The sequence below is a fragment of the Mesorhizobium sp. WSM4836 genome, assembly GCF_055811815.1.
Window position 1 is genome coordinate 1 of sequence record NZ_JBVVQF010000030.1, and the last position, 26,628, is coordinate 26,628.

A 26,628-nucleotide genomic window follows, 5' to 3' on the forward strand; every position below is an offset into this window, starting at 1 on the left:
CGGCACCTCATTTGGTCGCGACAGACCAAGAGATAAGGGACGCCATACTCGAAGTTGCCGATGCCCTTCGGCTGTCAATAGCGGATAATGACACGTAAAGGCTGCTAAGGAGGAGGCCCTCTGTTTAGGGCTCGGTGTGCCCGGATGTTCGGTCCCGCCTCCACATCGTGGCGCGTGCCCCTCATAAGAACATCGGCTAGGACGGACGAGCATCGCGTGCCGCAGCCTTCCGACTGACCCTTCGCGGCAATCGCCGTCACGACTAAACCGAGTGCAACCGAAATGGCGAGGGCGACACCCATTGGGAGATGATGCATGCCTGCCCGCCTACCGAGCGCTTCGAAGACGGTCGATGCGTTTGGAGACGGTCCCATCACGGCCTCAAACATGCCTAACGAACCGTTATGCGGCGTCATCGGTTGAAGCGATCTGGCGAAGACGAAACCTTTAGCCGCCCTAAGTTGATCCTCATGGCAACCCATTGGTTCTCCCCTCCCGTTAACGTCAAGACCGACCTGGGTCACCTACGGGTGCAACAGTGTCGAGGGTGCCGCCGAGGAACTCATGAAGTGGACCGAGCGGGGACCTAAGTGGAAGACGGCGGTCCAAGCATCGACGCATTCGAGGACAGGGTGACCCCTGAGGAGGCGCGTAAGGCCTTCGAGGCTGCTGCCAAGGAGGAGGGAGTTCTCCGGTCTCGATACTGCATCTTGCGCTCCGGGAAAGGCAGTGTTTAGCTGGATTTTAAAAGGGCAGAATCAATGAAATACAGCTACAATTTCTACGTCGGCGGTGAAGATGAACTTATGCCGGCGCGGATCGAAACTACTTCGCCGATGCCGGAGCTTGTGGTTGGCAACAGGTTGCTCCTGACAACCGAAGGTTTCTCGCACAAAACGCATGAAATACTCGTGATCCGAGAGGTGCGGGTTGCTCTTAGTTACCTATCTGGCGAAATCAAACGCTATCAAGTGGACGTATTTAGCGACCTCGTCTCGGTAGATGATCTGCCAACGCGATGATCTTGCAAGTTAGTCTCCCTCGTACCTGTCCCCTCCCTCACACCCAGGCGTGCCGTCTTTCGCGAGATCAGCTCCAGGGGGGGTGCCGCTTGCCAGAACACAGTTCACCAGTGACGGAGACAGTATCCGGTTCGCCCGCACCGCAAAGGGAACACGGCTGGTCCGCTTCAATGCTCCTGAGAGCATCGCGCCTTGCTGCCGGTGGCGCATTGTTGGTTTTGTCCTAGCCTGGGGAGCGAAATGATAAAGCCGGTTGACATAACGGAAGAGGCAGAAGCCGAGTTCTTCAAAGCGATGAGCCAGGAGGACGCTTTGGGAGTTGTGGTTCGCGCTGGTGGTCATCAGGCCACGCGAAGGTAGCCGCGAGCGCAGGCACCCGACAACAGCTCAAGCAGGTGCGTCCCTACGGCTTTTGCCAATAGCGGTGGGACAGCATTACCTATCTGACGAGCAAACGCGGCGCCCAAAAATTGGTATCGGTCCGGGAAAGACATGAACCGGGCCGCTTCTCGGTGAGATAGCGCGCGGTCTTCGTTCGGGTGGAGGAACGGTCCTGAGGCAACATTCCCGTAGTGAGTGGTAATCGTGTAGGACGGGTACGAGGGGTCCAATCTGTAGTAGAGCGTGGTGCAATCTCGTCGGAGCTGGCCGTTGGAAACGGTCCGCATCTTCTTGAAACGCGCCGGCAGAGCGTGGACAGGGGCGCTCCGTAGACCTTGACCCTGCTTTATGTATGAAGCCAGCAATCCGGCTTGATTGGAAAGCGGGCGGCTCACATGCAGGGTCACTTCCCTTGGCGCGCCGGAGCGGCAATAGACCTGATATGCACCTTTTGGCGCCGAGGCGTACTCCCGCTTGGCTCCGGCGTTTTCCTGGTCTCTTCCTTGTTCTTGCGGACGCACAGCAAAGCCTTGGCGCTCGCCGCCTCCGCATCCGATACCTCGCCGGCCGGCTCGCCATCAAGATCGACCCGCACAGTGCCAGCATTCAGTCTCGCCAAGTACCTGGGCATGCTTGTATAGGCGCGCAGGGCTCTCCTCAATTCATCATCTGACAGTTCGCCGTCCAGCACGCGAATGTCATGATGGATGCCGATCCTAAGCGGCCTGGGCGCTTTCGGATTGAACGCCGCAGGCCACTTTGCCGATAGATGCCGGAAAAGCTGTGCGGGCGATTTCCCTCGGCTGGGGGTCGTCATGATCAAGCCTCGCCCGATTTGTTGTTTCCCAGTTCGGACCCTCCGTAGCACCCATATATGCAATGATTGTGGACGCCTGAAAAAATGGGGATTCGTCCGGCAGGGGCAAAGCAGCGCATGCTAGCTTCTAGATGAATACCGTTGCCCTCCCAATCTCCTCGCGACTTCTGAGGAACGGAAACGATCAATCGGACGACCAACCTTCCGAACGCGCAAGAACTGTCGGCCATGCCGTTTGGCAAAGGACGGCTGCGCCGAGTTAATCGCGGCAACTTGGCATGGGAAGAGAAGACAACTCCAATCAAGAAGCCCGCCGCGAAACGTTAGGCTAACGCCTAAGGTCCGGAGCTCGCCTTCTGCTCAACGCCATCACAAGGACGGCGTTGAGCAGCGTAAGGAACCTTACATCCTGATGTTGCCAAGCCGTCCTGGACGTGTCGATCTAGTACTCGATCAGGGTATGAACGAAAATGGCTTGCAGTTTTTTCGACACGCCGCCGCTCGAAAAGTTCGATGTTCGCCTTTGGCAACAGCTGCCTTGTCATGCGAGCTTCCCGTACGGCGGCGGCTATTGCAACCGATCGCTCTGAAGCTGCCCGCAGCCGCTCGTCGCTAGCCACCGCGCCCGCGCCAGGTGGGATGTCCAAGCCCGGCGTGCCCGTTCCGGCTGGCGCTCTGCGTCAATGTTCAAGATGGCTCGTGCCACCTTGCGCCAGTCGAGGCCCATCGCCTCCGACATCAGCAGGACGGCGTAAGTCTGAAAGTGCGCCACGTCGTAAGGCGTGACCTCGGCCAACTCGGGTGTTTCATTATCGATCCAGGCCTCCTCCTCAATTGGGGGCGCGTCGATGTAGCGGCCAATCGAGGCCAGGTGCGCCGCAATCTGGTAACGCAGGTGATCGCGGCTGCCGTAGCGCGCATCGATTTCGCCGAGCTTCTTGTACAATCCCCTACGCTTGTCGCGCGGAACATCGGTATCGCCCAGGGAGTAACAACTCGGACCGACGGCGCAGATATCGCAGCCCGTTGCGACCACGTCCTGCACAAATGCGGGAATGTCCTTTTCTTGCATGCGCTTCATTTCAATAGGCCTCTTCTGACTTCACATTTCCTTATCACATATCACCCAATTTGCAACCTTGCCGTGCAATCTCGGGCGTCACTCCGGTACGCGAGCACCTTTCCTCACAGCTCAGCCCAGTGAATCCGCCCCGCGCGCGCCTCGCCCCGGAGCCCGGAGCCCGGAGCCCGGAGCCCGGAGCCCGGAAGAATTATGACATCTTCCCTGTGCAGGAAGACCGACGCGCGAAGACTTCAAGATTTGGGTATCGCTCCCTTCCTACGAAGGTCCCTCGGCCGATTGCGCAGCCTGTCGGGGCAGAAGGCAAGGAAGCGAGCCCGCAAGTGTCGGAGAAGCTGCGGCTTCCAGGATTGGCGCCGGTCGCACGGTTGCTGAGGCCGGTTTACCCTATCGAACACTATGCCGACCGAGGAAGACCGGGCGAAGCCGAAGTTCCGCCCGGTGGCAGTTAGCCGAGCGCCGCCATTTGAAGGTCGGCCGCCTGCCGGTTGACTGCCTGGCGGGGGTTCTCGGTCTGGCGTTCGTAAGGCTTCCAGCCTTCACCAACGATGTGCTCGTAGGCGGCGACGGCGCCCTCGGCCGCCATGCGCAACGCGTGGGCTTGGAGGCCCATGTCGGCGGCGAACTCGCGCTTGCGCTGTGCATTGCTGTCGAAACCGACCGGACCGTCAATGTCCTCGTCGCGGGCGTCGTTGGCGAGTTTGGCCGTGGCGTCTTTAGCCTCGGTGACGGCTTTCGAGTAGAACTGGCCTGCTCCGTAGGCGGAGCCTACATAGGAACCGACGATCCGTTGCAGGTGGATCTGCATCGCCTTGTCGGAAAGTCCTTCGGAGAGTGTGTCGGCGCCATTGATCAGGCTGCGCTCATGGAATTCACGGATGCCGTCGCTGTCGAGGACGGGGGGGCCAAAGCTTTCGGAGATGAGCGTGGCCTGGTGGGCATCCGGGCAGCAGAGCCGGACCATTTCGAGGGTGGTGCCCTTGCGGAGCTGGACGACGCGGGCCTTGGTCTTGGTTGAGCGGATTGAGCTGGACATTGAGTTTACCTTTCTAGCGATGCCCTTCAGGGGATCCGGCCCTTGCCGGTCTTTCCTGCGGGTGCGGTCAAAAGGGACCGGCGGAAGCTGGACGCTTCAGGGTCCGGAGCCTGCCAGGCGAGCGAGGTTGGCTTGCGGACAAGCGGGGCCAGTTCTTCACTGGCCCTGCGGGGGACGCGGGCCAGCCTTGCCGAGATCGGCGGGTTCCGCTCCGCGGCGCGATAGCGGCCTTGAAGCGGACAGCCGCCGGTTCAGACCGCAGCAAGCCCGCCGGGAAGACCGGCAAGGGATGGACCCGGACATCGGCATGCGGGAGGAAATCACTGTTCAATTCCCGCCGTCACACGATCCGCCTGCCCGTCAGGCTGCGCCAGGGACGACAGTGTTTTGAACTTCGCCTCCTGCCGGTATAGGTGATGGGCCGCGCCGGTCCGCCGCTGCGGATCAGATTTTTGGCCTGCTCCCACGTCGGAATGACAGCGCACTGTATTCAATCCCGGGGCGAGGGCAGCAATGATCGATCACAACGACGACTACGTCTATGACGACGCGACAGGGAATGGCGACCAGCGTCGGAGTTGGCTGCCATTGCAGCTTCTGCCGGGAATATTGAAGTGCGCGATGCCGCCGGTAATGTACTGGCCGACGGCGACTCCGTCATGCTCGTCAAGGACCTCAAGGTCAAAGGCGCGGGCAGACCCTGAAGCAGGGCACGATGATCAGGTCGATCCGGCTGACCGACAATCCCGAGGAGGTCGATTGCCGGCATGATGCGATCAAGGGGCTGGTGTTGCGAACGGAGTTCGTGCGCAAGCGCTGACCAGGCTGCGGTATCAGGCGCGCATCAGGTCCGGGGGCAGCCTGGCACGCAGCAGCTCGATTGCAGCACCCTGCCTTGCGAGCTTGCGGGAGAGAGCGTCGATCTCGTGCTGCTGCCTCTCCAGTGTGATCGCTGCAGGTTGGCTCGATATCGTTCGAGAAACATTGCCGGCTCGGGACCCCCGCGTCGGTAGCCGACACATTGGGGTCTGAGCTGCGGAATGATCGCCGTCATCCGCCTTATGACCTGCCGATCGATCATATCGAGCTGGCGCTGTGTCTGGCGCCGAGCCTCCTCCATGCGAAAGAGCTGTGCGCGGCGATCGGCGACGGACATTGCCGGCGCTGCGGCCAAAAGAAACGCCCGGATAACCAGGGACCTCGTCGTCTCGTATCCGGGGAGTGGTCGCGCTCATGCTTCCGCCCTCCCCTCGACGATATCCGCGGCCACAGTATCGGCCGTCACCTCTTGGAGAACAGCTCGCGGATAGCCGTGCCGCGTCAGCCATTCGTTGGCATCCGCACGATGGCTGGCGAGATAGACCAGTTCGGCGTCTTCGTCGTCGCGGTCGAGCACCAGGGCCGAGCCGATAGCGGGCCGCTGCTTGACGGCAAAGTTGAGATCGCTGTTGACCGAAAAGCTCTGGCGAACGAGCAGTACGATGGTGCCCTGACTGCGCCATAGTCACCCTTATGCAGGGTAATGGATGCCGGCAGCGTGGTGTTGCCAACGCGGGTTTCGGCCTGCTTGCGGATCAGCCGGCCGCCGCTGTTGCGGTTCTCCCAGGCGGCGAGCTTCTTGCGATGCCGCTCGGGTGGGCGTGGGGTTCCGTCGCGATAAGTTACGATCGAACCGAGTGGAACGTGGTCATAGATCAATTGAGCCGACATGATGGATCTCCGTGTTCCTCATGGTGGAAACGAAACCGCCGCCGGCAAGGTACCGGCGGCGGGAATGCGATCGGAAGGAAGGAGGCGCGCCGCTACTCGGCGGCCGCGCGGAAGCCTTCAGCGTCATCGTCGCCGACATGCGGCGGCTCGATGATCGCATCGCCGTCGAGCTCATCCTGGTGCTGCGGCGTGCCGCCGTCCTCGGGCTGTTCCCCGGCCTGGTTCATCTTCAGCCAGGCGGTCAGCTTTTCCGGAGCGGGCGCAAACAGCGCCGACGGGTGGACAAAGCGGCGTTCCTTGAAATGCTCGACCAGGGCCGCACGCGTGTCCTTGATCTTCTGACGAGGCAGGACGGATGTATCCGCGCAGGCGGCTTCCAATGCCTGCCGCGACAGGCATGACAGGAAATCCTCTGTCCCCATGTTGGCCAGGAAGTTGTCGGCGGCGATGACGTCGCCGGCTACACGGGCGACAACGCCGCTGTCCGAGCGATTCTCCCGGCAGGACAGAACGTCGATCAGCAAGGAGCGCACGGCAATGCGTAGCGTGTCCATGTCGAAATCGAGCTTGCCCTCCTGGTCGAACAGGCGCGCGGCATGTTCGCCGAGGCCTGCGGCACCGTAACAGGAGATGTCGCGGGAACCGGATGCCACTGTCACATTCTGGCCGGCGAAGGCGAGAACGAGCAGCGCCATCAGCGTGTCATCTCCGATCGGTGCGCGCGACAGCGCCTCGTGCAGCGCGTCGGTACGCAAGTCGCCGATCATCTCCATGCCTTTGCGCGTCACGTCCGGACGCAGCTTTGCCGTAACGACGATATCATCGCCGTCGGCCTCGACGTCGGCGCCATTCTCGCCCCTGGGCTTTTTGGCCGCCGGCATGCGGTACGCGACCGATTGTACCTTGCCGTCGCGATCGAGATACATGGCGGTGTGATCGGACTTTGACGGCTTGCCGTACACGCGCTCGGCCTTGGGCGGCAGCTTCGGCTCGCCCCACTGACCGGCCTCCACGATCACGCCACGCTTGGGCACAGTGTTTGCCATCCACTCCTGCTGCGCGCCAAGGAAGCCCTCGACATCCGTCGTATAGCGGGCTGTCCTCGTCGGCCGGAGCGAACAGGTCCTCGACCCAGGCAATGCCGTAGGCCTGGGCGAGATCGTCGCCGAAGCTGGCGTCGCGCGCGTACATGCGACGCTTCGTCAAGCCCTGCGCCACGCTCCACCACGACACCTGCGGATCGGCCTTGGACGGCTTGTGCTTCTTCCAGACCTCCTTCTGCTCATCAAGCGAAGCCGAGGCGATGGTGCGCAACTGCTGCTCGTTGGGCATGTCGCCCTTTGCCATCTGGTCCAACATGGCCGGCAGAACGTTGGCGAGCAGGCGCAGCTTCCTGATCTGGCGGACGGGGAGCGCTAACGCAAGGGCGATCGCTTCCTCGGTCCAGCGCAGTGCTACCAGACGTTCGATCGCTCGCCATTGGTCGACGGGATTGAGCTGTTCGTGCGCAAGCGTCTCGGCCAACGACCGCATTGCGCCACCATCCTCGGCCCTCTCGATGACCAGGACGGCGATCTCTTCCAGACCGGCCGCGATCGCTTGCTTCACCCGGCGATGGCCGGCATCGATGACGTAGCCATTGCCGCCTTCCGTCTCCAGCGCGACGACAGGTGGCTGCACGATGCCGACGGCGCGGATGGTAGCTAGCAGCAGCGCGTCGGCCTGCGGACTGGATTTCGAGCGTCGCGCCTTGTCGGGGTTATCCTTCAGCGCACGCGGATCGACAAACTTCAGTTCCATGGAGATGCTCCTTCAAGGGGTTTGCGGACACCGCTGATCGCTGTGTCCTTCCTCGTCTTACCCGAAGACATCCCCCGGCCCGCGGAGCGGGCGGGCCGGTGCAACCACGGCCGAGCATCCCTGCCCGGCTGGCCGAGCGGGGCTAACAGCCCTGCGCAGGACGACGCGGCCCGGATCGCGAGCGGCGCGGTTGAGCGCCAGCGTCATCGGCATGCCCGATCTGCGAGCGGGTTTTTTCATCCTCCGTTTTCCTTTCCTCATCCCTTCGACGTGGACCGGGGTATGGAGATAAGCGGAAAATTTCGCACGGCAAACTGGAGTTAACGTCGCTCGCAGGTCGTTTGACGGTTCTCTGTCTCGGCGCGGCGGCTCCTTCGGGCGAGAGCCCATAAGGTTTTGTTCTATGTGTGTTCTTTCTGAAGAGAAACCCGGCTGCTAGCGGGGGACCCCGGTATTGTCCCATCTCGGGACCAAAGTGCTGGCATTGCTCTTGCTCCGGATGTGGTGCCGGTTGATCCCGGTCCTGTTCGCGTACTTTGATCAGGTGTAGGCTCGCCGGGCTTGAGGTGGTTGGGGTTTCTTCGCTCGGCGAGTTCCGCCACGCTAAGAACAAAGGCCGGCGCCCTCGCTGAAGCTTATCCGAATGGCGCCGGCCGCGGGCGGGATTGGGACCCGCCGCTCCTTGACATAGCCGAGTCGTTACGCAGCGTCAGGTAGTGACGGACACTTTGGCTTTCCGCTTCGCAGGAGCCTTCTTGGCTGCTTCCACGGGTTCAGCCTTGCGGCCAAGCCCGATGGACTTCGCCAGTTGCGAGCGCTGAGCGGCGTAATTCGGAGCCGTCATCGGATAGTCGCGCGGCAAGCCCCACTTCTCGCGATAGGCGTCCGGCGTCAGACCGAAGTCCGTGCTAAGGTGCCGCTTCAGAGATTTGAACTTCTTGCCGTCTTCAAGGCAGATAATGAAGTCTGGCGTCACCGACTTCTTCGGGTTGACCGCGGGAGTTTGCGGCTCAACGACAGGCGCCATCGGCGTACCAAGCCCGGACAGAGACATATGCACGGATGCGATTAGTTCAGGCAGGCCGGTAGCCGGTACAGGGTTCTTACTTACGTAGGCGGACACAATGTCCGCAGTAAGCTCGGCTAGTTCGCCGGCGCGGTGATCGGATTCTTCGGTCAATGTGTCGGTCCTTTTGTCTGCTTTGTCCCATTTCTATTTGAGCACTGTCCAGTACGCAACCGGGCCTGATCTATTCTAAGCCAATGATGGCGGCCGGCTTTGCGGCGCTGGGCAAGAGCGACGCCGAAATTGACGCGTTCTTTTTGGCCGCGACTAAGCTGTAGCCAATGTAACAGGCTACCCCGTCCGGTCATCTAATTCACGGGCCGATTACATGCCGATTAGCTAAATAACGGAACATCTAACGGACAAGTACGGAACCACGGCGGTTACGTCAGACCTTTGCTCGCATGACGCAAGACTTTGGTCCAGCCGTCTTATGATGAAGAACGGAAGTTGATCGGCACGATATATGGCCATCGCGCAACGGATCGATAGCAAGCTGAATTTAGGCGGCTATGGTGTGAACGCGGAAGTCGGGTCAGATCCGCTTGAAGTCCTTAAGCCCTAGGCGTATCCGCTGGCCTTCCGCGAAGGTAAGGGCGACCGATTCTAGGTCGAATGATCGGTAAGTTCTTCGCCGTTCCCAACAACACGGACGAACCACTCGCCCATGGCCTCGACTACCTAACGGACGTGTGGTTTGCGCCGCCTTTGGTGTCGTCCATCGCAACTGCCTCATGTCTGGATGGGGACAAGACGAAACAATATGACTGCTCGCCTTTCAAGCGCTAAAAGGCCGGCGCCTGCTTTTGCGGGGGGCTCTGGCAGGCACCGGCCGGACGGTCCAATCAGGTCCGCCGCAATGATCCAGTTAGCTGATTCTTGACGTTACGTCATGTGGTCTGGCTGGCCGGAGCCGAGCATGACCGAAACGTGGCACCAAGTTGGGCAAGCAGTTCGGCGCGCCTCCTGCATCGCCTGCACCCGAGCGGCCTTGAACCTTTGCCGCCGGTCAATGCTTGAGACAATGCGCGGCAGCCTGTGTTGAGCCTGTGTCGAGCCCGCTATGCGGCGGCACGCTGATCCTGGCCATCAATCGAGGACGCAAGATCGGCTTCGATTTCGGCGAGCTGCCGGCGCTTCTCAGCCAGTTCACCAGCGAATCCGAACTCGCCGCCCTGACGCGCACGACAGGATGTGAGCCTGCGCTCGGCATCCTCAAGACGCTGGCGGTATCGGTCCTGCTCGCCCTCGAAGCCGGCCAAGGCATGCTCGAGCCGGGCGATGGCGCCAAGCGGCGTGGTGGTGACAGGGAGCTCGATTTCGTGATCGGCGCCGGTGCGCATCAGTCTGGTGGCATAGCGGTAGCCGTCCTTGCCGAAGCGCTCGCCGGAATATTCGAAATCGAACCCGCCGATGGCGGCGATAGTGGTTTCGCCTTGCTGCTGAAGCTGCACGAGAGTCAGGATTTCCTTCATCAGCGCACGACCGGCGAGTTTACGCTCCGTGAACGCGTCGCCCCGGACCACCATGCTGAACCCATGGCCGGTGGTCGGCACGAGGCGCTCGATATCCTTCCCGACCTCGCCGAGGCGCCGGGTCGAGTATTCGATATCGCGCTCGGCATCGCGGATCTGCCGTCGAACGGCGTGCTCATCATCAATGTGGGCCGCGCGAAGACGCTCCAGACGGGCAATGGCTGCCTCCAGGCCTGCCTTCTGCATCAAACGCGGATCGCCCGAGGCGATCGCCTTGGCCATCGCGAACTGGCTGGCCTGCCCTCCACCTATATCCTCCAACCGCCGAATGGACGTGTCTCCGGAAAGGGCGGCCGCGATGAACCGGGCCTTGCGCTCGTTGTTCTGCCACATCTGGGCGTCCATCGATCCTTCCGTGGCGTAGGCGAAGATATCGATGACATCGTGCTGATTGCCCTGCCGCAGGATACGGCCTTCGCGCTGCTCGATCTGGGAAGGAAGCCACGGCACGTCGAGATGATGCAGCGCCTTGAGGCGGAGCTGCGCGTTGACGCCGGTGCCCATCGTGTCGGAGGAGCCGACCAGGAACCGGACCTTGCCGGCCCGCACATCACCGAACAGGCGCTGCTTGGCTTGCGCCTTCTTGAAGTCCTGCATGAAGGCAATTTCCGATGCCGGAACGCCCCTGCGGATCAGTTCATCCCTGATCCAACGATAGGCTGAGAAGCCGCGGCTTTTCTCGACGCCGATCGTGCCGAGATCGGAGAAGATCATCTGCGCTGCGCCCGCAAGCTCGAACGGCTTGCCGTCGGCGCGGACATAGCTGCTTTGCGCTGTTTCCTGCCAGATACGGAAGGCATTGCCGATGAGAGCGTTGAGCTTGTTGTCCGGCTCATTGTCATTGTCCGGATCGACCAGGCGCAGGTCGATAGCAGCGTGCCGGCCATCGGTGATCACCGAGAGCAGGATGTCGTCACCAGGTTCTGCCGGACGGTCGCGTTCCTCGATGGCCTTTATGCGGGCGTCGAGCACCATCTGGTAGCGCTTGAAGGCTGCGGACGGCTTGGCGGTGACGATCTGACGTGCGCCGGTCGAAAGCGCCGGCACCTTCACATATGCCCGAAGGTCTTCCGGCATCACGACATCCGCGAAGGAGCGGAACATGGCGATCAGCTCCGGCACGTTGACGAAGGTGGCGAAGCGCGTCACCGGCTTGTATTTGCCGGATGGCTGCAATTCGAGTTCGGTCGTGACGTCGCCGAAGGTCGAAGCCCAGGCGTCGAACTCGTGCAGGCCGCGCTGAAGCAGCGCCTCGTAACCGAGATAGCGCTGCACCGAGAACATCTCGCCAAGCGTATTGGTGATCGGCGTGCCGGAGGCCAGCACGAGCGCCCGGCCCGGATTCTTCGTCTCCACGAACCGGGATTTGACATAAAGGTCCCAGGCCCGCTGGGAGCCGTTCGGATCGACGCCCTTGAGCGTCGACATGTTGGTGGCGAAGCTGAGCTTCCTGAACTCCTGGGCTTCATCGACGATGATCTGGTCGACGCCGATCTCGGAGATGGTGAGCAGGTCGTCCTTGCGGGTCGCCAGCGCCTCCAGCCGTTCCCTGAGCCCCTCCTTCAGCCGCTCGAGGCGCTTGCGCGAGACGCGGTCGTCGCTCTCGACCTTGGTCAGCAGCGTCTCGTAGAGCTCCAACTCGTCCTGGATCATCTGTTGCTCGAAGGCCGACGGCACGCCGATGAAGCGGAAGGCGCTGTGCGTGATGATGATCGCGTCCCAAGCGGCGGTCGCCGCCCGTGACAGGAAGCGATGCCGCTTGTCCTTGGAAAAATTCGTCTCATCGGCCACGAGGATGCGCGCGGTCGGATAGAGCGCCAGAAATTCGCGGGCCGCCTGTGCAAGGCAATGGCCGGGAACGACCAGCATGGCCTTGGCGATCAGGCCAAGCCGGCGCTGCTCCATGACGCCCGCGGCAATTGTCATGGTCTTGCCGGCGCCGACGGCATGGGCAAGGTAGGTCGAGCCGGCCGAGACGATGCGCCAGATGCCGCGCTTCTGGTGCCCATAAAGAGAAAAGGCGCCGGAGGCGCCTGGAAGTTGCAGGTGATCCCCGTTGAATCTTCGGGGGGCGATGTTGTTGAAGCGGTCATTATAGACCCGCGCCAGCCGGTCAGTCCGGTCGGGATCGGACCAGATCCAGTTCTGGAAAGCGGTCTTGATCTTCTGCAGCTTTTCCTTGGCGGCCTCCGTATCCACAACATTGAGCAGGCGCTTTTCAGCATGGCCCTCCTTCACCGTGTCGAAGATCTGCGGCACCCGGCTGTTCAGCGCGTCGGCTAAGAGCTCGCCGGCATGACGGCGATCGGTGCCCCATTCGGACGTGCCGACCGCCATCCATCCTAATTGCCGCGCCTCTACGGTCCACGATGCCAGCTCCGGCATATGATGGATCCTGATCTCGGCACCCATCGTCTCCTTGACGAAGGCGACGACGTCAGCGGCTGGAATCCATGGCGCGCCGAGACGCGCGGTGATATCCGAGGGACGAAGATCGGCCGGCTGCACGCCCTGCAGCGCCGTGATGTTGCGCTCATAGGCGAAATCGAGGGCGGCTGCAGCTTCCGCGACCTTCAACTTGTCGCGGACCTGACCGGAGAGATAGGCGTCGGCCGTTTGCCACGAACCGGTCTCCGGATCGCGGTAGATGGCGTCACCCAGCTCGCCAATGACGTCATCGACATTCTCATGCAGCAATTCGGAGATGTGATCGATGTCAACATGACCGCGTTCGTTGAGCACGACGGCAAGCGCATCGGCAGCACTTGTGATGATGGGTGCTGCGGGCGGCGCGATGACGCGCTCGGTGAAAATCGGACCCGGCCGGGCGGTATTGGTCTCGAGATCGTAGTCCTCGATGGAGGCAACCAGCCAGCAATCGGGATCATCAAGGAAGGGCTGCAGGTTGGGGCGGCGATGTGTTTCGCGGACCGCCCCGGTCTCGGCGTCCTCGCTGGTGGAAACGACGGTCGTGTTGATCGGGCCGAAGGCGCGCACAAAATTCGACCAGGCGATGCGTAGCATGACTTGAGCCGGTTTCCACGGCCGGTCGAACTCCTGGGACTTCAGGACTTCACGCACGGCATCACGGATGTGGATGAATTTGCGGATGATCCGCGCGTGCTTTTCGGGGATGCCTTCGGCGGTGCGGCCCTTGCGGACCGGGACAGTGACCGGCTCGCCATCGATGATCTGCATCAGGCCTCGGCTGTTGTCGAAGAAAAAACTGCCCTCGCGCACTCCGGCGCCTTCCGGCAGGGCATCGATGACGTCGGCATTGTCATCGGCATCACGATCAATCTCGTCCGGCTCGCCGTTATAAATGGCTTGCGGAAGGAGGGAGATCGCTGCCGTGAGCGCCCGCTCCAGATCGACACCGGGATGAGGCAGGCAGGAATAGGCCTCGCCGTAAGGCCCCGAGACAGTGGCATGCGTGCCGAGCACGAAATCCCGGTGCTGCGCGAACCAGCGGTTCACGCGGATCGCGCCTTCATCCTCCGTCGCCTGGCGGACTTCCTCGATGTCGAGCCAGGAGAGATCACCTTCGGGCTCGGTCACCTTGCGCTTGCGGAAAAACAGCACGTCGACCACGACGTCCGTGCCGGCGTCGGCGCGGAAGCTGCCTTCGGGCAGGCGGATGGCGGCGATCAGGTCGGCCGTTTTGGCGATATGCTCACGCGCAGAGGAATCCGCCTTGTCCAAAGTGCCGGAGCTGGTGACAAAGGCGGCGAAAGCGCCCGGCTTCAACAGGTCGACGGACCGGGCGATGAAATAATCGTGCAGGCGCAGGCCGAGCGAGCGATAGGCCCAGTCGGAGCGAATGGTGCGATCGGAAAATGGCGGATTACCGATGGCAAGATCGAAATTCGCCGGCAGATCAATGCGGGCGAAATCGCCTGTGACGATACGCGCGCGCGGCTGCAACAGCCGGGCGATGCGTGCCGTGACCGAATCGAGTTCGATCCCGGTGACGTGTGACACATCGCGTAGCGCTTCGGGCATCAGCGCCGGAAACAGGCCCGTGCCGATGCCGGGCTCGAGCACGCGCCAGCCGAGCCGCTGCAGGCCTGACCACATCACGCGGACGATGAACTCCGGCGTGAAGTGGGCATACTGGGTGCAGCGGGTGAGCGAGGCGTAGTCGATCTCGCCGACGGCATCCTCCAGAGAAGAGCCGATCTCGTCCCAGCCTTTGCGGAAGTCGACCTCGCCGGGGCGGCGGAAGACGCCATTGGCAAGGTCGGACGCGCCGAAGCCGGTGAAGCGGATCAGCCTCTCCTGCTCCTTGAGCGTGGCCGGGCGCTCGTCCGCTTCGATCTCGGCGGCGAGCCGGATTGCGGCGATATTGTCGCGCGCGCGCTCCTTCCAGCCCCGCGCCAAGCCACGGCGATCGGCGAGCTGGAAGTTCAGGCCGCGGGCGCGGCAGGCGGTCGATGGCCGCCGCACGACTGCCGCGACCGGCATCGCGGGCGCCGGCGACGACGGATCCGGATCGTCGTCGCCGTCAGGCTCGACAGTGTCGCCAAAGGCCGTCACGCCGAGGCCGAGGCCGGAGGAAAGCGCGGTGTTGCTGAAAAGATCGATGGTGAAAGGATCGTCATGCGACATGGCTGGATCTCCTGAATGAGGGCGCACGTCGCCGTTCCGCTGGAAGGCACCAGCCGGCCGGACTTGCGCGGGATATGGGGGATTGGGATGTTAGGCGCCGCCGGACGGCGCCCGCCGACGGAGCGCTAGTCTCGCTCGATCACGAAGAGCTGCATCGAGTCCTGTAGGAACGCGATGCGCAGATGTGTGCAGCCGGGACTGGCTGCGACCAGGGCCTCAAGGCCTTCGGCGTCGAGAAAATCCACGCCGTCGTCGCCGCCGAACGTCCGGCGTTTGACCTCGAACCAGTCGTCGTTTCTGCGGGGATCGCATTCCTCGGCGTAGGCGACGAGCGGCTTCGCCCCCTTGGCGAGTTCGCCGTTGGAGCATAGGTAGACGCCGTGGTCTCCGACGAGCCAGAGGCCGGGCTTCCGGTTATCGGCGGCGGACAGTCCGAAGTGGGGATCGCGGAACCCGCCATTGGCTTTCGCGTCGGCAATGCCGCGAGCGATGACCTCTCGGAGGGCGGTGATGGTGAAGGTCAACATCATCTCACACCTCACGCCGCGATTGCGTCGGGGAGATAGCGCAAATGCACGGGCAGCTTCGCCGCGATCTCCGCAACCGTAAGGTCGTCCAGCAGCTTCAGCGTGGTGCCCTGGCGGCCGCCATAAAACATCACCGTGCGCTTGCCGCGGTCACGTTCTGGCCAGCGCTCACCGGCGTAGCCGCGATAGTCGTCATGGGTGCTCGACCAGATGTGCTCCAGGCGCTCCTCGCGGGTCATCGCCCGAACGGGACGGGTTTCGCCTTCGACGATCGCATCGCGCATCCGCTCAGGCGAGCCCTTGTCGAGCAGGTCGCAATAGCCGTGGAAATACCGGATGCGGCCATCGATGTTCAGCGCGTAGAAGATGCTCGTGATGCGGTCGGTGAGAAACTCACGCAGCGCGAACATCCCGCCTCGCATCCAGAGCGGCGGCAGGATCTGGAACATGTAGTCGTGCTCGGCCTCTGAGATCTCGAACCATTCGCCGCGGTACAAAGCACTGGCATCGTCCTGGAAACGATCCGGTCGCTGAGTATGGCGGTCGAACATGCGGAACATCTGCCGGTGATCGGCGATGCCATGATAAACCTTGCGGACGGACAAGAGGGTCATGGGTGGGCTCCTTTCAGCCTCGTCGGGCCGGAGCGCGGCTCATCCACTCGATGTCGCCATCCTCTTCCGCCCTTCCTGACCCCTCCTCCGCGGCCGCCTCTCCGTCCGGCCGGGTCAAGGGCCGCGAAGCGGGCGCAGCTTTACCCTTGACGCGGCCGGCGGGCATGCGGCAGCCAGGCTTCTTGCTTCCTCTTTTCTCCCTTTACCCGTTCTTCACCTTTGCCTTGAGTTCGGCGTTCCAGTCCTCCTCGTGCGGCCGGAGACGTTCGAAGCCGCAGCTAGCCTCGCGGGCGACCGCTTCGAGGCGAACCGCGTAGGTGTCGCCCTGCGCGTTGTTGTCCGTGGCGGCGACCAGCAATAGGCGCTCCCGCGCCGCCAGCAGCCCGATCGCCGCATCGGTGGCAGGAGCCCAGCCACCCCCGGTACTGACATAGAGGCTATCGCGCCGAGTGCTCTCGAGCGCGGCGAGACTCATGGCGTCGATCGCGGCCTCGGTGACGCAGAGACGGAGTGCATCGCAGGGGCCAAAGCGAAACAGCACCTTCGCGCCGCCGGTCGAGAAACCGCGCCATTCCGGACCGCGTTCCTCCCAGCCGGTCACAACCCCCTCCTCCCTGTGAGCGGCCCACATGCTGCCGTGAGGGCCCTCCCGCAGCAGATCATGACGGATGGCGGCGCTGATCACGGCTTCCGGAAGATGGCGGTCGTCGCGCAGGTAGCGCCATGTCGTCGATCCCGGCCAGGGCTTGCGGCGGCCGCTCCAGCGTTCGGCGACGCCGAGATCCGGCCCGCGCTTCCGGGCCTGCCTCCTCCACACAGGCTCGCGCGGCTCGTGGCCGACCAGCCGGGCGACCAGCAACTTCGCCTCCCCGAAACCCACCCCATGCAGATGGGTCATCAGCGAGAACACGTCCCCCTTCGCATCGGAGAGCGGATCGAACCAGCCATTTCCGTCATGGATTACGATGACGATCTGGTCGCCGTGCCGGTATTTGACCGCACGTCGGGTACTCTCCTTCAGGTCGATCGCGTAACCAGCCTGATCAAGTGCGGCCGCGCAGGCCACCCTTTGTCGAAGTTCATCGAGTTCGTCCTGTTCCATGTCCCTCTTTCGTGCGCCGCAGGCGCCGCCTTCGTTCAGGTTTCTTTCCCGCACCTTGCGGGACGCCTTCCGGATGCCGCGAAGAGCAAAGGCGGCAAGGGCGCGGACTGGCAATGTGTGTTTTGCACCTCGCGACGTCGCCCGCGGGCCAGCCGCGCCGCAGCTTCCCTTGCCGCCGCAAGCTCGCAAGTGGCACCTCCGGGAGGAGGAAGCCGGCTCAATGAGCCGGCCCCTGTTCAAAGGGATCGTATTCGGCGAGGGTCTCGACCTCATCGTCGTCGAGTTCGGCGCTCGGCAGGACGCCGAATTCGTCGCCGGAGCGGAAGAGCGTGACAGGGACCATGAGGGTGCGGGCGAGCTCGAAGGCGTGGTTTTGGGCGAGGGAAAGATCTTGCGACATCTGAGGGCTCCATCTTTGAAGCGGGCCAATTCCCGCTCGATGGCTCCTCAAAGGTCGGACTCCGGGCGCGATCACCGCAAAGGGAAGCCGGCGCGGCCGCAGCTTGCTAGCGGACCCCTTCAGGGGCTGATCGTGGAAGATCCGGAGCTGGACCAGGAAGCCATCTCAAGAGAGCGGGATTGGGCTGCGGGCCGAGCCCGCGTGCCGCCCGATCGGCTCGCACATTGAACACGAGCTGGACTTGGCAGATTTTCGCAGCGACGAGGTCCCTTTCCAGATGTTCGAGGTCCGAGGCGGGACACGCGCAGCAGTCGCCCACTGTCGAAGCCGAAAAGGTTGTAGTTGTCTTCGACATGCATTGCGAATGGCACGATCGAGCCTATCGCGGACATCAGCGGATTTGATGCTTCTGCCATTCCGGCTCGACAGGCCGAAATAGCCAGAGGCCACCGCAGAGCGCCGTCAGATAGACAACCGCAGCTGCCCCGAAAAAGCCCTTCGCGCCGAGCGCATTCATAATGCCGCCGGCGACGACGGGGCCGATGACGGCAGCCAGAGCATAGACAGAGGCAAGGGCGGCGGTGGCCGCCGTCAGCATCTCAGCCCGGAAGCGGTCGCCGATCAGCGCGAGCCCAGCGGTGTAGAGCCCATAATTCGCGCCGCCCCAGACCAGCATCAGCCCGGCTACGGGCCAGAATCCCATACCTAGTCCGGAGACCAACTGCAGGGTGCAGGCGAGCGATAGGCCGCAGCAACCAAGAAACCGTGCGGCCAGCCTTGTCCAGCGCCAGCCCGATCAGCGGCTGCCCGATCACCAGGCCGACATGGAACACCGCGGCGAGCAGCACCGCCTGCGAGACGTCGAAATCGCGATCGAGCATGATGACCGGCATGAGGCTAATGGCGATGGCATCAATCATCGACGCGATAAAGAGAAAGCCGAAGGCTAAAGGAAAGGCTGTGATCGCCGACACGGTGTGGCGCGCCGATCCCGGCACGACCAAGCGGCTCACCGGCCGTTCCACCGCGGCGAACGGGATTAGCGCCAGCAGCGCTATCGCGGCGCAAACTAGGAGAAGCGCGGCCGGGCGGTCGGGCATCAGCGCGATCATCGCGGGACCGAGTACGAAACCGAGGGCATTGGCAGCGGTATAGACGCCCATGATCTGCCCGCGCCGCTCGGGGGTCGCGGCGGCGCTCAGCGCCGTTTCGGCGACGATGAACATGAGACCTGCACCACAGCCCAGAATCGCGCGGGCCGCGAAGACCGGCCAGAAGTCCCGCACGCCCTTATTTCAGCACTTCCGCTCGCCTGCCCGATTCGGGTCAGCTTTCACCTCCAAACTGATTGGCGCAGCGACGTTCATATCGGGTCAGGCGAAGCTTCTTGATTGCCGCTCATCTTGTTGCTCTGGCCCGGTTAGTCGTCCTCTCGGTCTCGCGATTGGCGGAGTTGCTCCTGAGGCGCGCCGGCGAGTTCGAGGAGCGCGCAGGCTATCTCGTCCTCGGTCCAGCCGGATTCCGCTGCCCGCTCAGCCAATTCCTGAAAGGCCGCTTCCAAGGCAAGCTGGCATTGAAGGCCGCGATCCGGATGGTCGGCAGGGCAGCTTGATTCCACGATCACAACTTTTGATCGTTTCATTGCAGGCCATGGGCTCTCGCCCCTCTCCTTTTGCCACACGAGGCGCCAGCTCACGTGTTGTTGTTGGTGTGCGCCACGGCAACCGCTTCATCTTGTCAACCAGCCGCTCCAGCGATCCGGCGCGTTCCAGCTCCGCAAAGAAATGGTGCGGCGTGACGCTACCGAGCCGGTGCATCTCGGCCAGGTTCCACACAACGGATAGTCGACCATGAAATCGGATCGAGGCGAGGCCTTGGACGATTCAGCTTTGGTCAGGATGCCGCCGCCCACAAGCCGATCAGCCTTGTCGATGATTTGGCGCACCCTCGATTTCGACAGGCCATGTTCCTGCGCCAGGTCGGCGAAACTCTTGCCCTTCAGAAAGCCTTCGACCAGGGCGACATTCCTATGGACGGTCGGGCTAACCCCCCAACAGGCGCGCAGTTTTTCCAGTATCATTCCGTTCGTTCATCCGGTTGTTCGCCCCCTTGCAAACCCTACCCGGCCAAATCGGCGCTTGGAAGACACGACTCACATCATGGCGTACGTTGCTGCGAAAACTGCCAACTGACATAAACGATCAGCGACTTCTGGTCTCGGCACCGATGCGGCCGACGGTGATTATGTGAATACGAAAGATGCGGGCGATCACGACGATCGTTGTTGACCGCCGACCTCGCGAATGTCGGCTTCGACGGCACACGTCGAGGCTCGATCCATCAGGATCGGTGTCGACGATCCTATATTTGAGGAACCCAAATTCGTTTGACTCGCGCAATCGCTGTACAGCGTATCATCGCAAGCGCGGGATTGCGACATCCTGCGAAGTGCCCGCGTTGCTGGAATGGATTTTGGGGAAGTAAAAAGGCCCCTGCGCTGGGTCGCGCGCCGGGGCCTTCAGGCATGTACGAGCTACCAGCATGTCCAGTTATGATGGTGCGCTATTATAATGAACAACGGTGAATGATCGCTATCCGGGGTGCAGGCGGGCGAGATGGTGGGGCGGTGAGGGACCTGTACCGCAGCAGCGAGGCCACGAGCAGCGACCCGAGCCATGCGCCACGCTGCCGGACCTCGATTTCGGGCCAATCCTCGAGCCAGCAACTCGCCTTGCTTCTCGGAAACCATAAGGCTTTGGGGGGGCGGTTAAGCAGCGCGATATGGCCGCGGCGATACGAAGTTTAATCATCTTTCCCCTGTTCAGACGGTCAGGCTGCCTTCGCCGCCGGCTTGGCTGCCTTGACATGGGTTATACTGCGGCGACCGCCGACGCCGACCGGAACGTCACCGTCAACCGTGGCGCGACGCACAACCCGGTGCTGGTCGCCATAGTCGTTGACCGCATAATGCTGGGTAGCACGGTTGTCCCAGATAGCGACGTCGCCTACTTGCCAGCGCCACCGCACGGTATTTTCCGGGGCAGTGACGTAGGACTGGAACACCTCGTAGGTTTTGCGGAATCGCTCTTGGAAAGGCCGACGAGGCGCTGCACGAAATTGCCGAGCAGCAGCGACTTCTCCCCGGTTTCCGGATGGACGCACGACCGGATGCTCGGTCTCGTAGATCGTCGATGTGAAGATTTCCTCGAAGTGCTTCTTCTCTTCGGCTGTGGTGCGCGGGCGCACGGCTGCGTAGTCGTAGGCATTGCTATGAATAGCCCACAGATTGTCCGCCAATATTTTGAGCGGCGCCGGCAGATTCTCGTACGCGGCGTGCGTGTTGGACCAGATCGTGTCGCCCCCGTCGCCGGAATGACGACGCCACGTAGGACCGAGAATTTCGGATAGGCATCGACGAAAGTCACGTCGGTATGCCACTGGTCTGCCCTGCCACCGCCACGGCCGGAATCGAGATTGAGAATTGAGGCCGTGCCGGCTGCCGGCCCCTGCGTGGGATGAGGTACAAGGTCACCCAGACGCCGCGCGAACAATTCCTGCTCCGCATCGTCGAGATGCTCCTGGCCGCGGAAGAAGATCACCTTGTGTTTTAGAAAAAGCTGGTTGATGGCTGCTATCGCTGCGTCCGAAAGGTCTCCGCCAAGGCGGACGCCTCTGATTCAGCTCCAACACGGCTGGTCAGCGGTACAACGTCGGAGTCAGGAATGGTCTGGTTGACAATGACTGGATTGCTCATGGGGATCTCCTGATTGATCTTGGAAGGGGACAGCAAGTCACATCCGGCCAGCAGATGTCGCGCGGCGTTGAAAGTCTCATCGCGAGTCAACAGAGCTATTGAACAAGATAATCGACTTAAACATAGAAATAATGTTCCAAATTAAACCGGCTCGACGAAAGAGCCGTCTCCGTTGCTCCGGTCTCGGTGTTGAGTTCTCTCTGGGCAAGGAAACGATGTGAGATGGGGGTTTGATGGTGCAAGATCCAGCGCCGGATCAGGAAGGCCATCGCGGAAGCAACGGATCGCCTTGCTATTGGACGCCTGGACCACTCTGCTGCTGAGGAGCGCGGGCTGCCGCCCATTCTCCGTTATCCCGCGAACAATTCCTTGTACCCTGTCGTCACCATCCAGTTCGCCCGATCAAGATGGCTTCGCGCGGCTTTGCGGGCGCGCTCCGGTTACTGTACCGGATCGATGCCGAGGATCTCCTGCGCCATCTCCTCATAGCTGGCATCATCAGCGGCCGCATCCAGGACCCTCAGGTACAGCGTGTGGTGCTGCTTATCGTACGTGGTCAGGCTGTCGGACCATGGCACTTCTTCCTGGATTGCCGGTTTCGTTCCGACTTTCATGGCAGTTCGGTAATCCATCATTATTTCAGTGGGACATTCCTTCGACAGGTTAGCCAAAGCAGACAGCAATCATAGTCCTAAATGACAATCCCTGATCTCTCCGCAAATGTCCCGCCGCGGCCGTGCTTCGGGACAGCTTCAATATTCTGCCGCCCAGCCCAGGCTCAACGGCGGGAGATCCTCGAGTTCCCTCCGTGTGGACGGCGTGCACGCGATGCGCGGCAAACTTGCAGCGGTGCCGAGATGAACGAAATTCATGAGCGCGCGTCCAAGCTCTCAATCGCTGCGCAGAATCTTTGCTTCGAGCGCGGCTGCCACAAAAGCACGCCGAGCGACTGGTGGATGAGCCTCACCTCGCAACACCTGCAGACAGGCGTCCATTGCTGCCTTGCGCTTCGCGGTCTGACGATGGAGATGCCGCAGCAGGATGTTGGACGCGTCATTGACATCGAACACGACACGCTCCGAACTGTGACGGCTAACTTGAACAACGACTGGCCTTTCAAATCTGCTCGAGCCGGTCATCACTCCCCCTCTACACCCAGCGGCGACAGCCTCGCTCGCATTTATTTCCTTAGCCGAAAGATTCGGCTGCACCCTCGCAGCTAAACTTGGTCGCTGGCGTCCAAGAGATCGTCATGACGCTGTCTGGTTCATGTCGGGTGGCGCGGGATTGGCTAGCTCAATCTGGACAATGTCGCCTTGCGCCAGTGTCGCACAGTTTATGGAAGCCTACGCCTGCACCTTCCGCTGCCCGCCTTGCATGCAGCGATCCACTGCATGGCGGAGGTCGGGTCCTCCAATATCGCAACTCGCTTTGCAAAGCCGACAAAGGCATTGCTGGCAGCGTCTACCGGTATGTGCCCAGCATATGCATCACAACATGCCCTCAGGGCGGTCTCGTAGGTCAGGTCTCTGCGATCCTCGGGCCACTCATTGAGAAAATCGATAGCGTCCGCAAGACTGGCAATCTCTTGCACGATATAGCTGGCTCGCTTCACGAAAATGGGGCTGCTAAAGCCTCAGCGTTCATTCGTTCCCCTCCACCTGCTCCATAACCAATTTGCACGACCCGGGCCGCATCGACGCGCGCCGACCATTTGCAGAAATGTGCTGTCAGGGCGATGACGATTCAAGAGGAAGAAGACGCGTGATCTGCATCCTCGGTGAGCAGTTCGGCTGCGCATCACCGCGAAGTCCGGCGAAGCCTGCTCAGGCATCTATCTTCCTTCCTGGCCTGATCTGAGGAGAACATACCCCCCGGGTGCCGTCATTCTCTAACGGCGGATGAACCACACAAATTGAAAGGCCCCGTTTAACTGCCGAGCTACAATATGACCGCCTGCGAAGTGAGGGCCGCATGAACTGCCTCGATGACCGCCGACGCAACCTCGCAGCTTCGTGAGATCTGACTGGCTGACAACTATTTGCCAAGACATTCCTGATGCGGCGGCGCGTACTCCAGCTGAACATCGACATCATGTTCGCCAACAGCCCGCAGGCCAAGGGCTGCCTCGAACGCGCCAACCTGACGCTGCCGTCTTGTGAAGAAGCTACGCCTGGCGACATCAGCACGATCGACGCGGCGAACGCCTACGCGGCCGAGTTCGCTATCCCTTCGCCTCCCTCAAGCCGCGCCATCGCGTCCGCCGCATCTCGACCGAAGCCGCAATCGTCAGCGGCCTCCCGCGCGAAAGGCCCGAGGAGCGCATGTTCAAAGGCAGCGCATCGGCCTGGCACGCGCGCGCGCTCATGCTGCAGCCGGATCTGCTTGTCGCCGACGAGCGCTGGCGCTCGACGTTTCGATCCAGGCGCAAATCTGCCCTCCTTGCGACAACGCAAGGGAGAGCAAAATGACCAGCACCATTAACCTCTACAGCGGCCAGCTATGGCAACGATTTGGAGAGTGGGTCTTTCGAGACAATGTCGATGCATACAGCAGGTAACGCTTTCGCAATGCGATATGCAGGGCGACGGCGCGGCTGGATGAAGCGCTGAAGGCGTTCTTTGAGCAGCGGCTCGCCGAACCTTACCCGTACCTCATCCTGGACGCGCGCTATGAGCGGGCGCGCGAGGCCGGCGTCTCGGGCTGCTGACGCTGTCGACCATGCCGGTGCTGTTCATCGTGCGCCTGTTCTGGCTGCCGCGCGCCAAGGTCGCCTTCATGGCGGCGCATGAAACCAATTCGATCGCCAACGGTGCGCTGGCCGAAGGCAGCATCCATGGCGTGCGCACGGTACAGAGCCTGGAACGTGATCGCCTCCATCTCAGCTTCCAAAGCCTCCTGCACCACAGTCTGCAAAACTCTGCGGAAGCCGTCCTCATCCGACAACAGCAACGCTTTCAACTCGCCTCTGCTCAGTCTAACGTCTGGCTTGGTCATGGCACTCCCCTTCCACGGGAATCGGTGGTCGTAACGTCACCAGCGTGCCATGGCCGCCCCTCGCCTCAGAGCAAGGGCTGTTCTCTCTCCAAAGCTTTTTGCAGAACCTTCAGGACACTATCCGTTTTGCCGCCTGGAATTGTTCAATCGCCGGGTATCCGACCAATGTCCTTCGATGGGGAATTCCTCCGTCGCATACAGGGCTTCGAGATCATCAGTGACTGCCATGACCTTGTGATGGATGTAGGTCAGGCGGTCGGCCTCTGTCTCCTCCCTGAGCTTGCGGTGAAACAACAGCTTACTGCCCCCCATCACCGCCCGGCGGTGCTCGGCCCATCGAACCTGCCAATCTCAAGTCTAGTTCTTTCGCTTGACCATGCTCTTTTCCGAACTGCAGGTCAGCGCAGCAAAAACCGGGTTCCACTTTTTGGGATCATGGTCTAGGACGATTTCCGGCCGAGGATTTCGAATGACTCACAGGAACTGGGTGACAACGGGCGTAATTTGCGCGGCGATCGCCTTTGTCGTCGCCACAGGCGCTTTCTTCGATTCGCAGCAACCGGCTTCGGCCGACAGCCGGGCGATGATCCTTGCCGTCGACCCGCAGCCGCTGGTCGCGGTGACGAAAGGCGGCGAACGCTCTTTTTCCGTCGAAATCGCCGACACCTCGGCCGAGCACGAGGCCGGCCTGATGTTTCGCGAGGAGATGGCAGACGATTATGGCATGCTGTTCGTGTTCGAGGAGGCTCGGGATGTGAGCTTCTGGATGAAGAACACGCCGATGCCGCTCGACCTGATCTTTGTCGGTCAGGATGGCAGGATCCGGTCGATCAAGCAAGGCGAGCCGCAATCCGAGGCGATGATCTCGCCCGGCGAGCCTGTTCGTTTCGTGCTCGAGCTCAAGGCGGGCACCGCCGCCAGGGGCGGCATCGAGGACGGCGATTTGCTGCGCCACCCGGCATCGGCACTGCGCACAACTGAGCGCGCAGGATCCGTCGCAGATGCAGTCCGACGGGGCAGCGTTGCTGAACCATCTCGGCATCGAACGCGCCCATGTCATGGGCTATTCGATGGGCGCGCGGACGGCCTCAATGTCCACAAGGGCAAGATCACCAACCGCGCCGTCGCCGAAGCGCTCGGCTACGAAATGGCGGAGCCCAAAACGGCTTTAGCCGCCTGATATTCCAGGCCCGAAAAGTTTCCTCCGGCCTCGCCCGCCGGTTCCCTGCCGGCGGGTTTTTTTCTTGGCATGACTGGCAAGGGGCGTCTTCCCCCTCCCCTTTGCGCCAATCTTCCGGTGCAGCCCGTCGGGGCGAAACGCTGGTCGACGAGGAAGCTGAACGCGCAGTCCGAACCTGGAAATCGCCAGCCGAAATCCCCGGCTTTCCTGATGCGACGATCACCAGGGCCCCTCCCCGCGCGTTCGGCAGCGGAAATGTGGAGAAACCATCCTGACCGCCATTGTCGGGCTAAATCCAAATCGCCCACCTTCGTTGCAAAACTACCCTGGCAAGGGCTTTGAGGGAGTTTCGAAATTGGATTGTCTCCAGAGGATCGAGACGTTGATCGATGAGGCCAGCGTAGATGCGATCGATAAGGCGCGCGTTTTGCTGGATGAGTTCAATGGTAGGTCAGAAACACTCGCCCAAGCTATCGATGACTTCCTGCTTGATCTGATGACCCTGGTGTTTGTCGTAGAAACCACCCGCGAGAGGTTCCACAATCCGGCGCGGCGATTTGGCGCGTATGAGATTGACCAAGATCAGCCTTTTGTTGGCGTCGTAGTCTGACGTCCCGGTCAGAGAGAGGTCGCACCAGGAAGAAGGCGCCGACTGATTGTTGGCAAATCCGAGCGCACCAAACAGCTACGTTCCCTTGCGGCCGCTAGCCTGGTGGCAAAAACATGTGCGCCGAAGGACGCTACGGGACTGGCGAGCGAATTTTTGAGCCAGCACCGCGCCCGCGAGCCAGGGCCCAAGACTATGGTCGGCCTCCGGCAAGACCCCGGCGTCGAGCATCTTCGCATGCCCCGCGTCGATCTTACTTCGGAAGTATTCCCCATGCCGAGCTATTAAGGTCGGTGGCGCGCCGGATCGTTGATCGGCGCGTGCTGCATCTGCTCAAGATGTGGCGGGAAATGCCCGGTCGAAGAAACCGATGATCGAGGCCGGAAGACAC

General features: G+C 61.8%; 18 protein-coding genes and 11 pseudogenes. 9 read left to right on the forward strand and 20 right to left on the reverse strand.

The annotated features are described in order from the left end of the window. The first annotated feature begins 761 nt into the window (after positions 1-761). Positions 762-1,022, forward strand: a complete 261-nt coding sequence (locus tag AC0L2P_RS27690) for a hypothetical protein (protein WP_473505883.1) — start codon at positions 762-764, stop codon at positions 1,020-1,022. 341 nt (positions 1,023-1,363) lie between these two features. Here AC0L2P_RS27690 and AC0L2P_RS27695 read toward each other — a convergent pair whose 3' ends face one another. The 4 genes from AC0L2P_RS27695 to AC0L2P_RS27710 form a co-directional block, all read right to left on the reverse strand. Next, complete coding sequence (locus tag AC0L2P_RS27695) at positions 1,364-1,690, reverse strand: DNA cytosine methyltransferase (protein ID WP_473505957.1); 327 nt, start codon at positions 1,688-1,690, stop codon at positions 1,364-1,366. A gap of 116 nt (positions 1,691-1,806) precedes the next feature. Beyond that, complete coding sequence (locus AC0L2P_RS27700; protein ID WP_473505885.1) at positions 1,807-2,220, reverse strand: ProQ/FINO family protein; 414 nt, start codon at positions 2,218-2,220, stop codon at positions 1,807-1,809. A gap of 568 nt (positions 2,221-2,788) precedes the next feature. Continuing rightward, complete coding sequence (locus AC0L2P_RS27705) at positions 2,789-3,301, reverse strand: hypothetical protein (RefSeq protein ID WP_473505887.1); 513 nt, start codon at positions 3,299-3,301, stop codon at positions 2,789-2,791. A gap of 448 nt (positions 3,302-3,749) precedes the next feature. Then, positions 3,750-4,337, reverse strand: coding sequence for a hypothetical protein (locus AC0L2P_RS27710; protein ID WP_473505889.1), 588 nt, complete (start codon positions 4,335-4,337; stop codon positions 3,750-3,752). Positions 4,338-4,850: 513 nt separating this feature from the next. Between AC0L2P_RS27710 and AC0L2P_RS27715 the strand changes: the two are divergent. After that, positions 4,851-5,157 (forward strand): annotated as a pseudogene (locus AC0L2P_RS27715) (alkylphosphonate utilization protein). A gap of 13 nt (positions 5,158-5,170) precedes the next feature. On the opposite strand, the pseudogene AC0L2P_RS27720 reads toward AC0L2P_RS27715, so the two are convergent. From AC0L2P_RS27720 to AC0L2P_RS27770, 11 genes and pseudogenes are all read right to left on the reverse strand, one after another. Continuing rightward, positions 5,171-5,493: pseudogene (locus AC0L2P_RS27720) on the reverse strand (hypothetical protein). 75 nt (positions 5,494-5,568) lie between these two features. Beyond that, a pseudogene (locus tag AC0L2P_RS27725) lies at positions 5,569-6,047 on the reverse strand (hypothetical protein). A gap of 92 nt (positions 6,048-6,139) precedes the next feature. Next, positions 6,140-7,847: pseudogene (locus AC0L2P_RS27730) on the reverse strand (ParB N-terminal domain-containing protein). Between the two features lie 709 nt (positions 7,848-8,556). Further along, positions 8,557-9,027 (reverse strand): Ros/MucR family transcriptional regulator, encoded by a 471-nt coding sequence (locus AC0L2P_RS27735; RefSeq protein WP_473505891.1) that lies wholly within the window; start codon positions 9,025-9,027, stop codon positions 8,557-8,559. A 947-nt stretch (positions 9,028-9,974) separates the two neighbouring features. Continuing rightward, positions 9,975-15,056, reverse strand: coding sequence for a lactate dehydrogenase (locus AC0L2P_RS27740; protein ID WP_473505893.1), 5,082 nt, complete (start codon positions 15,054-15,056; stop codon positions 9,975-9,977). Positions 15,057-15,181: 125 nt separating this feature from the next. Next, positions 15,182-15,583 (reverse strand): DUF3085 domain-containing protein, encoded by a 402-nt coding sequence (locus AC0L2P_RS27745; RefSeq protein ID WP_473505895.1) that lies wholly within the window; start codon positions 15,581-15,583, stop codon positions 15,182-15,184. A gap of 11 nt (positions 15,584-15,594) precedes the next feature. After that, positions 15,595-16,197: a DUF1419 domain-containing protein gene (locus AC0L2P_RS27750; protein ID WP_473505897.1), complete on the reverse strand. Its 603-nt coding sequence runs from the start codon at positions 16,195-16,197 to the stop codon at positions 15,595-15,597. A gap of 202 nt (positions 16,198-16,399) precedes the next feature. Continuing rightward, positions 16,400-17,299: a DUF3991 domain-containing protein gene (locus AC0L2P_RS27755; RefSeq protein ID WP_473505899.1), complete on the reverse strand. Its 900-nt coding sequence runs from the start codon at positions 17,297-17,299 to the stop codon at positions 16,400-16,402. A 217-nt stretch (positions 17,300-17,516) separates the two neighbouring features. After that, positions 17,517-17,699 (reverse strand): hypothetical protein, encoded by a 183-nt coding sequence (locus AC0L2P_RS27760; protein ID WP_473505901.1) that lies wholly within the window; start codon positions 17,697-17,699, stop codon positions 17,517-17,519. A 391-nt stretch (positions 17,700-18,090) separates the two neighbouring features. Then, positions 18,091-18,420: an MFS transporter gene (locus AC0L2P_RS27765; RefSeq protein WP_473505903.1), complete on the reverse strand. Its 330-nt coding sequence runs from the start codon at positions 18,418-18,420 to the stop codon at positions 18,091-18,093. Positions 18,421-18,460: 40 nt separating this feature from the next. Beyond that, positions 18,461-18,985 (reverse strand): annotated as a pseudogene (locus AC0L2P_RS27770) (MFS transporter); the annotation flags it as partial. A 158-nt stretch (positions 18,986-19,143) separates the two neighbouring features. On the opposite strand from AC0L2P_RS27770, the gene AC0L2P_RS27775 reads away from it, so the two are divergent. After that, on the forward strand, positions 19,144-19,311 hold the full coding sequence (locus AC0L2P_RS27775) for a hypothetical protein (protein WP_473505905.1): 168 nt from the start codon (positions 19,144-19,146) through the stop codon (positions 19,309-19,311). Positions 19,312-19,428: 117 nt separating this feature from the next. Here AC0L2P_RS27775 and AC0L2P_RS27780 read toward each other — a convergent pair whose 3' ends face one another. From AC0L2P_RS27780 to AC0L2P_RS27800, 5 genes and pseudogenes are all read right to left on the reverse strand, one after another. Further along, a complete protein-coding gene (locus AC0L2P_RS27780; RefSeq protein WP_473505906.1) occupies positions 19,429-19,779 on the reverse strand; it encodes a hypothetical protein in 351 nt (116 codons plus the stop codon). A gap of 749 nt (positions 19,780-20,528) precedes the next feature. Beyond that, positions 20,529-21,298: pseudogene (locus tag AC0L2P_RS27785) on the reverse strand (TauD/TfdA dioxygenase family protein). A gap of 505 nt (positions 21,299-21,803) precedes the next feature. Continuing rightward, positions 21,804-22,085, reverse strand: a pseudogene (locus AC0L2P_RS27790) (DNA -binding domain-containing protein). 258 nt (positions 22,086-22,343) lie between these two features. Then, entirely contained in the window at positions 22,344-22,592 is a 249-nt protein-coding gene (locus tag AC0L2P_RS27795; protein ID WP_125007211.1) for a DUF982 domain-containing protein, read from the reverse strand. A gap of 197 nt (positions 22,593-22,789) precedes the next feature. Next, complete coding sequence (locus AC0L2P_RS27800) at positions 22,790-23,068, reverse strand: DUF982 domain-containing protein (protein WP_473505908.1); 279 nt, start codon at positions 23,066-23,068, stop codon at positions 22,790-22,792. A 452-nt stretch (positions 23,069-23,520) separates the two neighbouring features. On the opposite strand from AC0L2P_RS27800, the pseudogene AC0L2P_RS27805 reads away from it, so the two are divergent. From AC0L2P_RS27805 to AC0L2P_RS27830, 6 genes and pseudogenes are all read left to right on the forward strand, one after another. Then, a pseudogene (locus tag AC0L2P_RS27805) lies at positions 23,521-23,664 on the forward strand (ISNCY family transposase); the annotation flags it as partial. Between the two features lie 379 nt (positions 23,665-24,043). Then, positions 24,044-24,151, forward strand: a pseudogene (locus tag AC0L2P_RS27810) (transposase); the annotation flags it as partial. Positions 24,152-24,174: 23 nt separating this feature from the next. After that, positions 24,175-24,894 carry a hypothetical protein gene (locus AC0L2P_RS27815; RefSeq protein WP_473505909.1) on the forward strand — a complete coding sequence of 240 codons (720 nt, stop codon included), beginning with the start codon at positions 24,175-24,177 and terminating at the stop codon, positions 24,892-24,894. Positions 24,895-24,919: 25 nt separating this feature from the next. After that, positions 24,920-25,411: pseudogene (locus AC0L2P_RS27820) on the forward strand (DUF192 domain-containing protein); the annotation flags it as partial. Positions 25,412-25,442: 31 nt separating this feature from the next. Next, positions 25,443-25,541: pseudogene (locus AC0L2P_RS27825) on the forward strand (alpha/beta fold hydrolase); the annotation flags it as partial. 471 nt (positions 25,542-26,012) lie between these two features. Continuing rightward, the gene (locus AC0L2P_RS27830; protein ID WP_473505911.1) at positions 26,013-26,240 is read left to right on the forward strand and encodes a hypothetical protein; all 228 of its coding nucleotides are present in this window, start codon (positions 26,013-26,015) and stop codon (positions 26,238-26,240) included. Positions 26,241-26,628 lie beyond the last annotated feature (388 nt).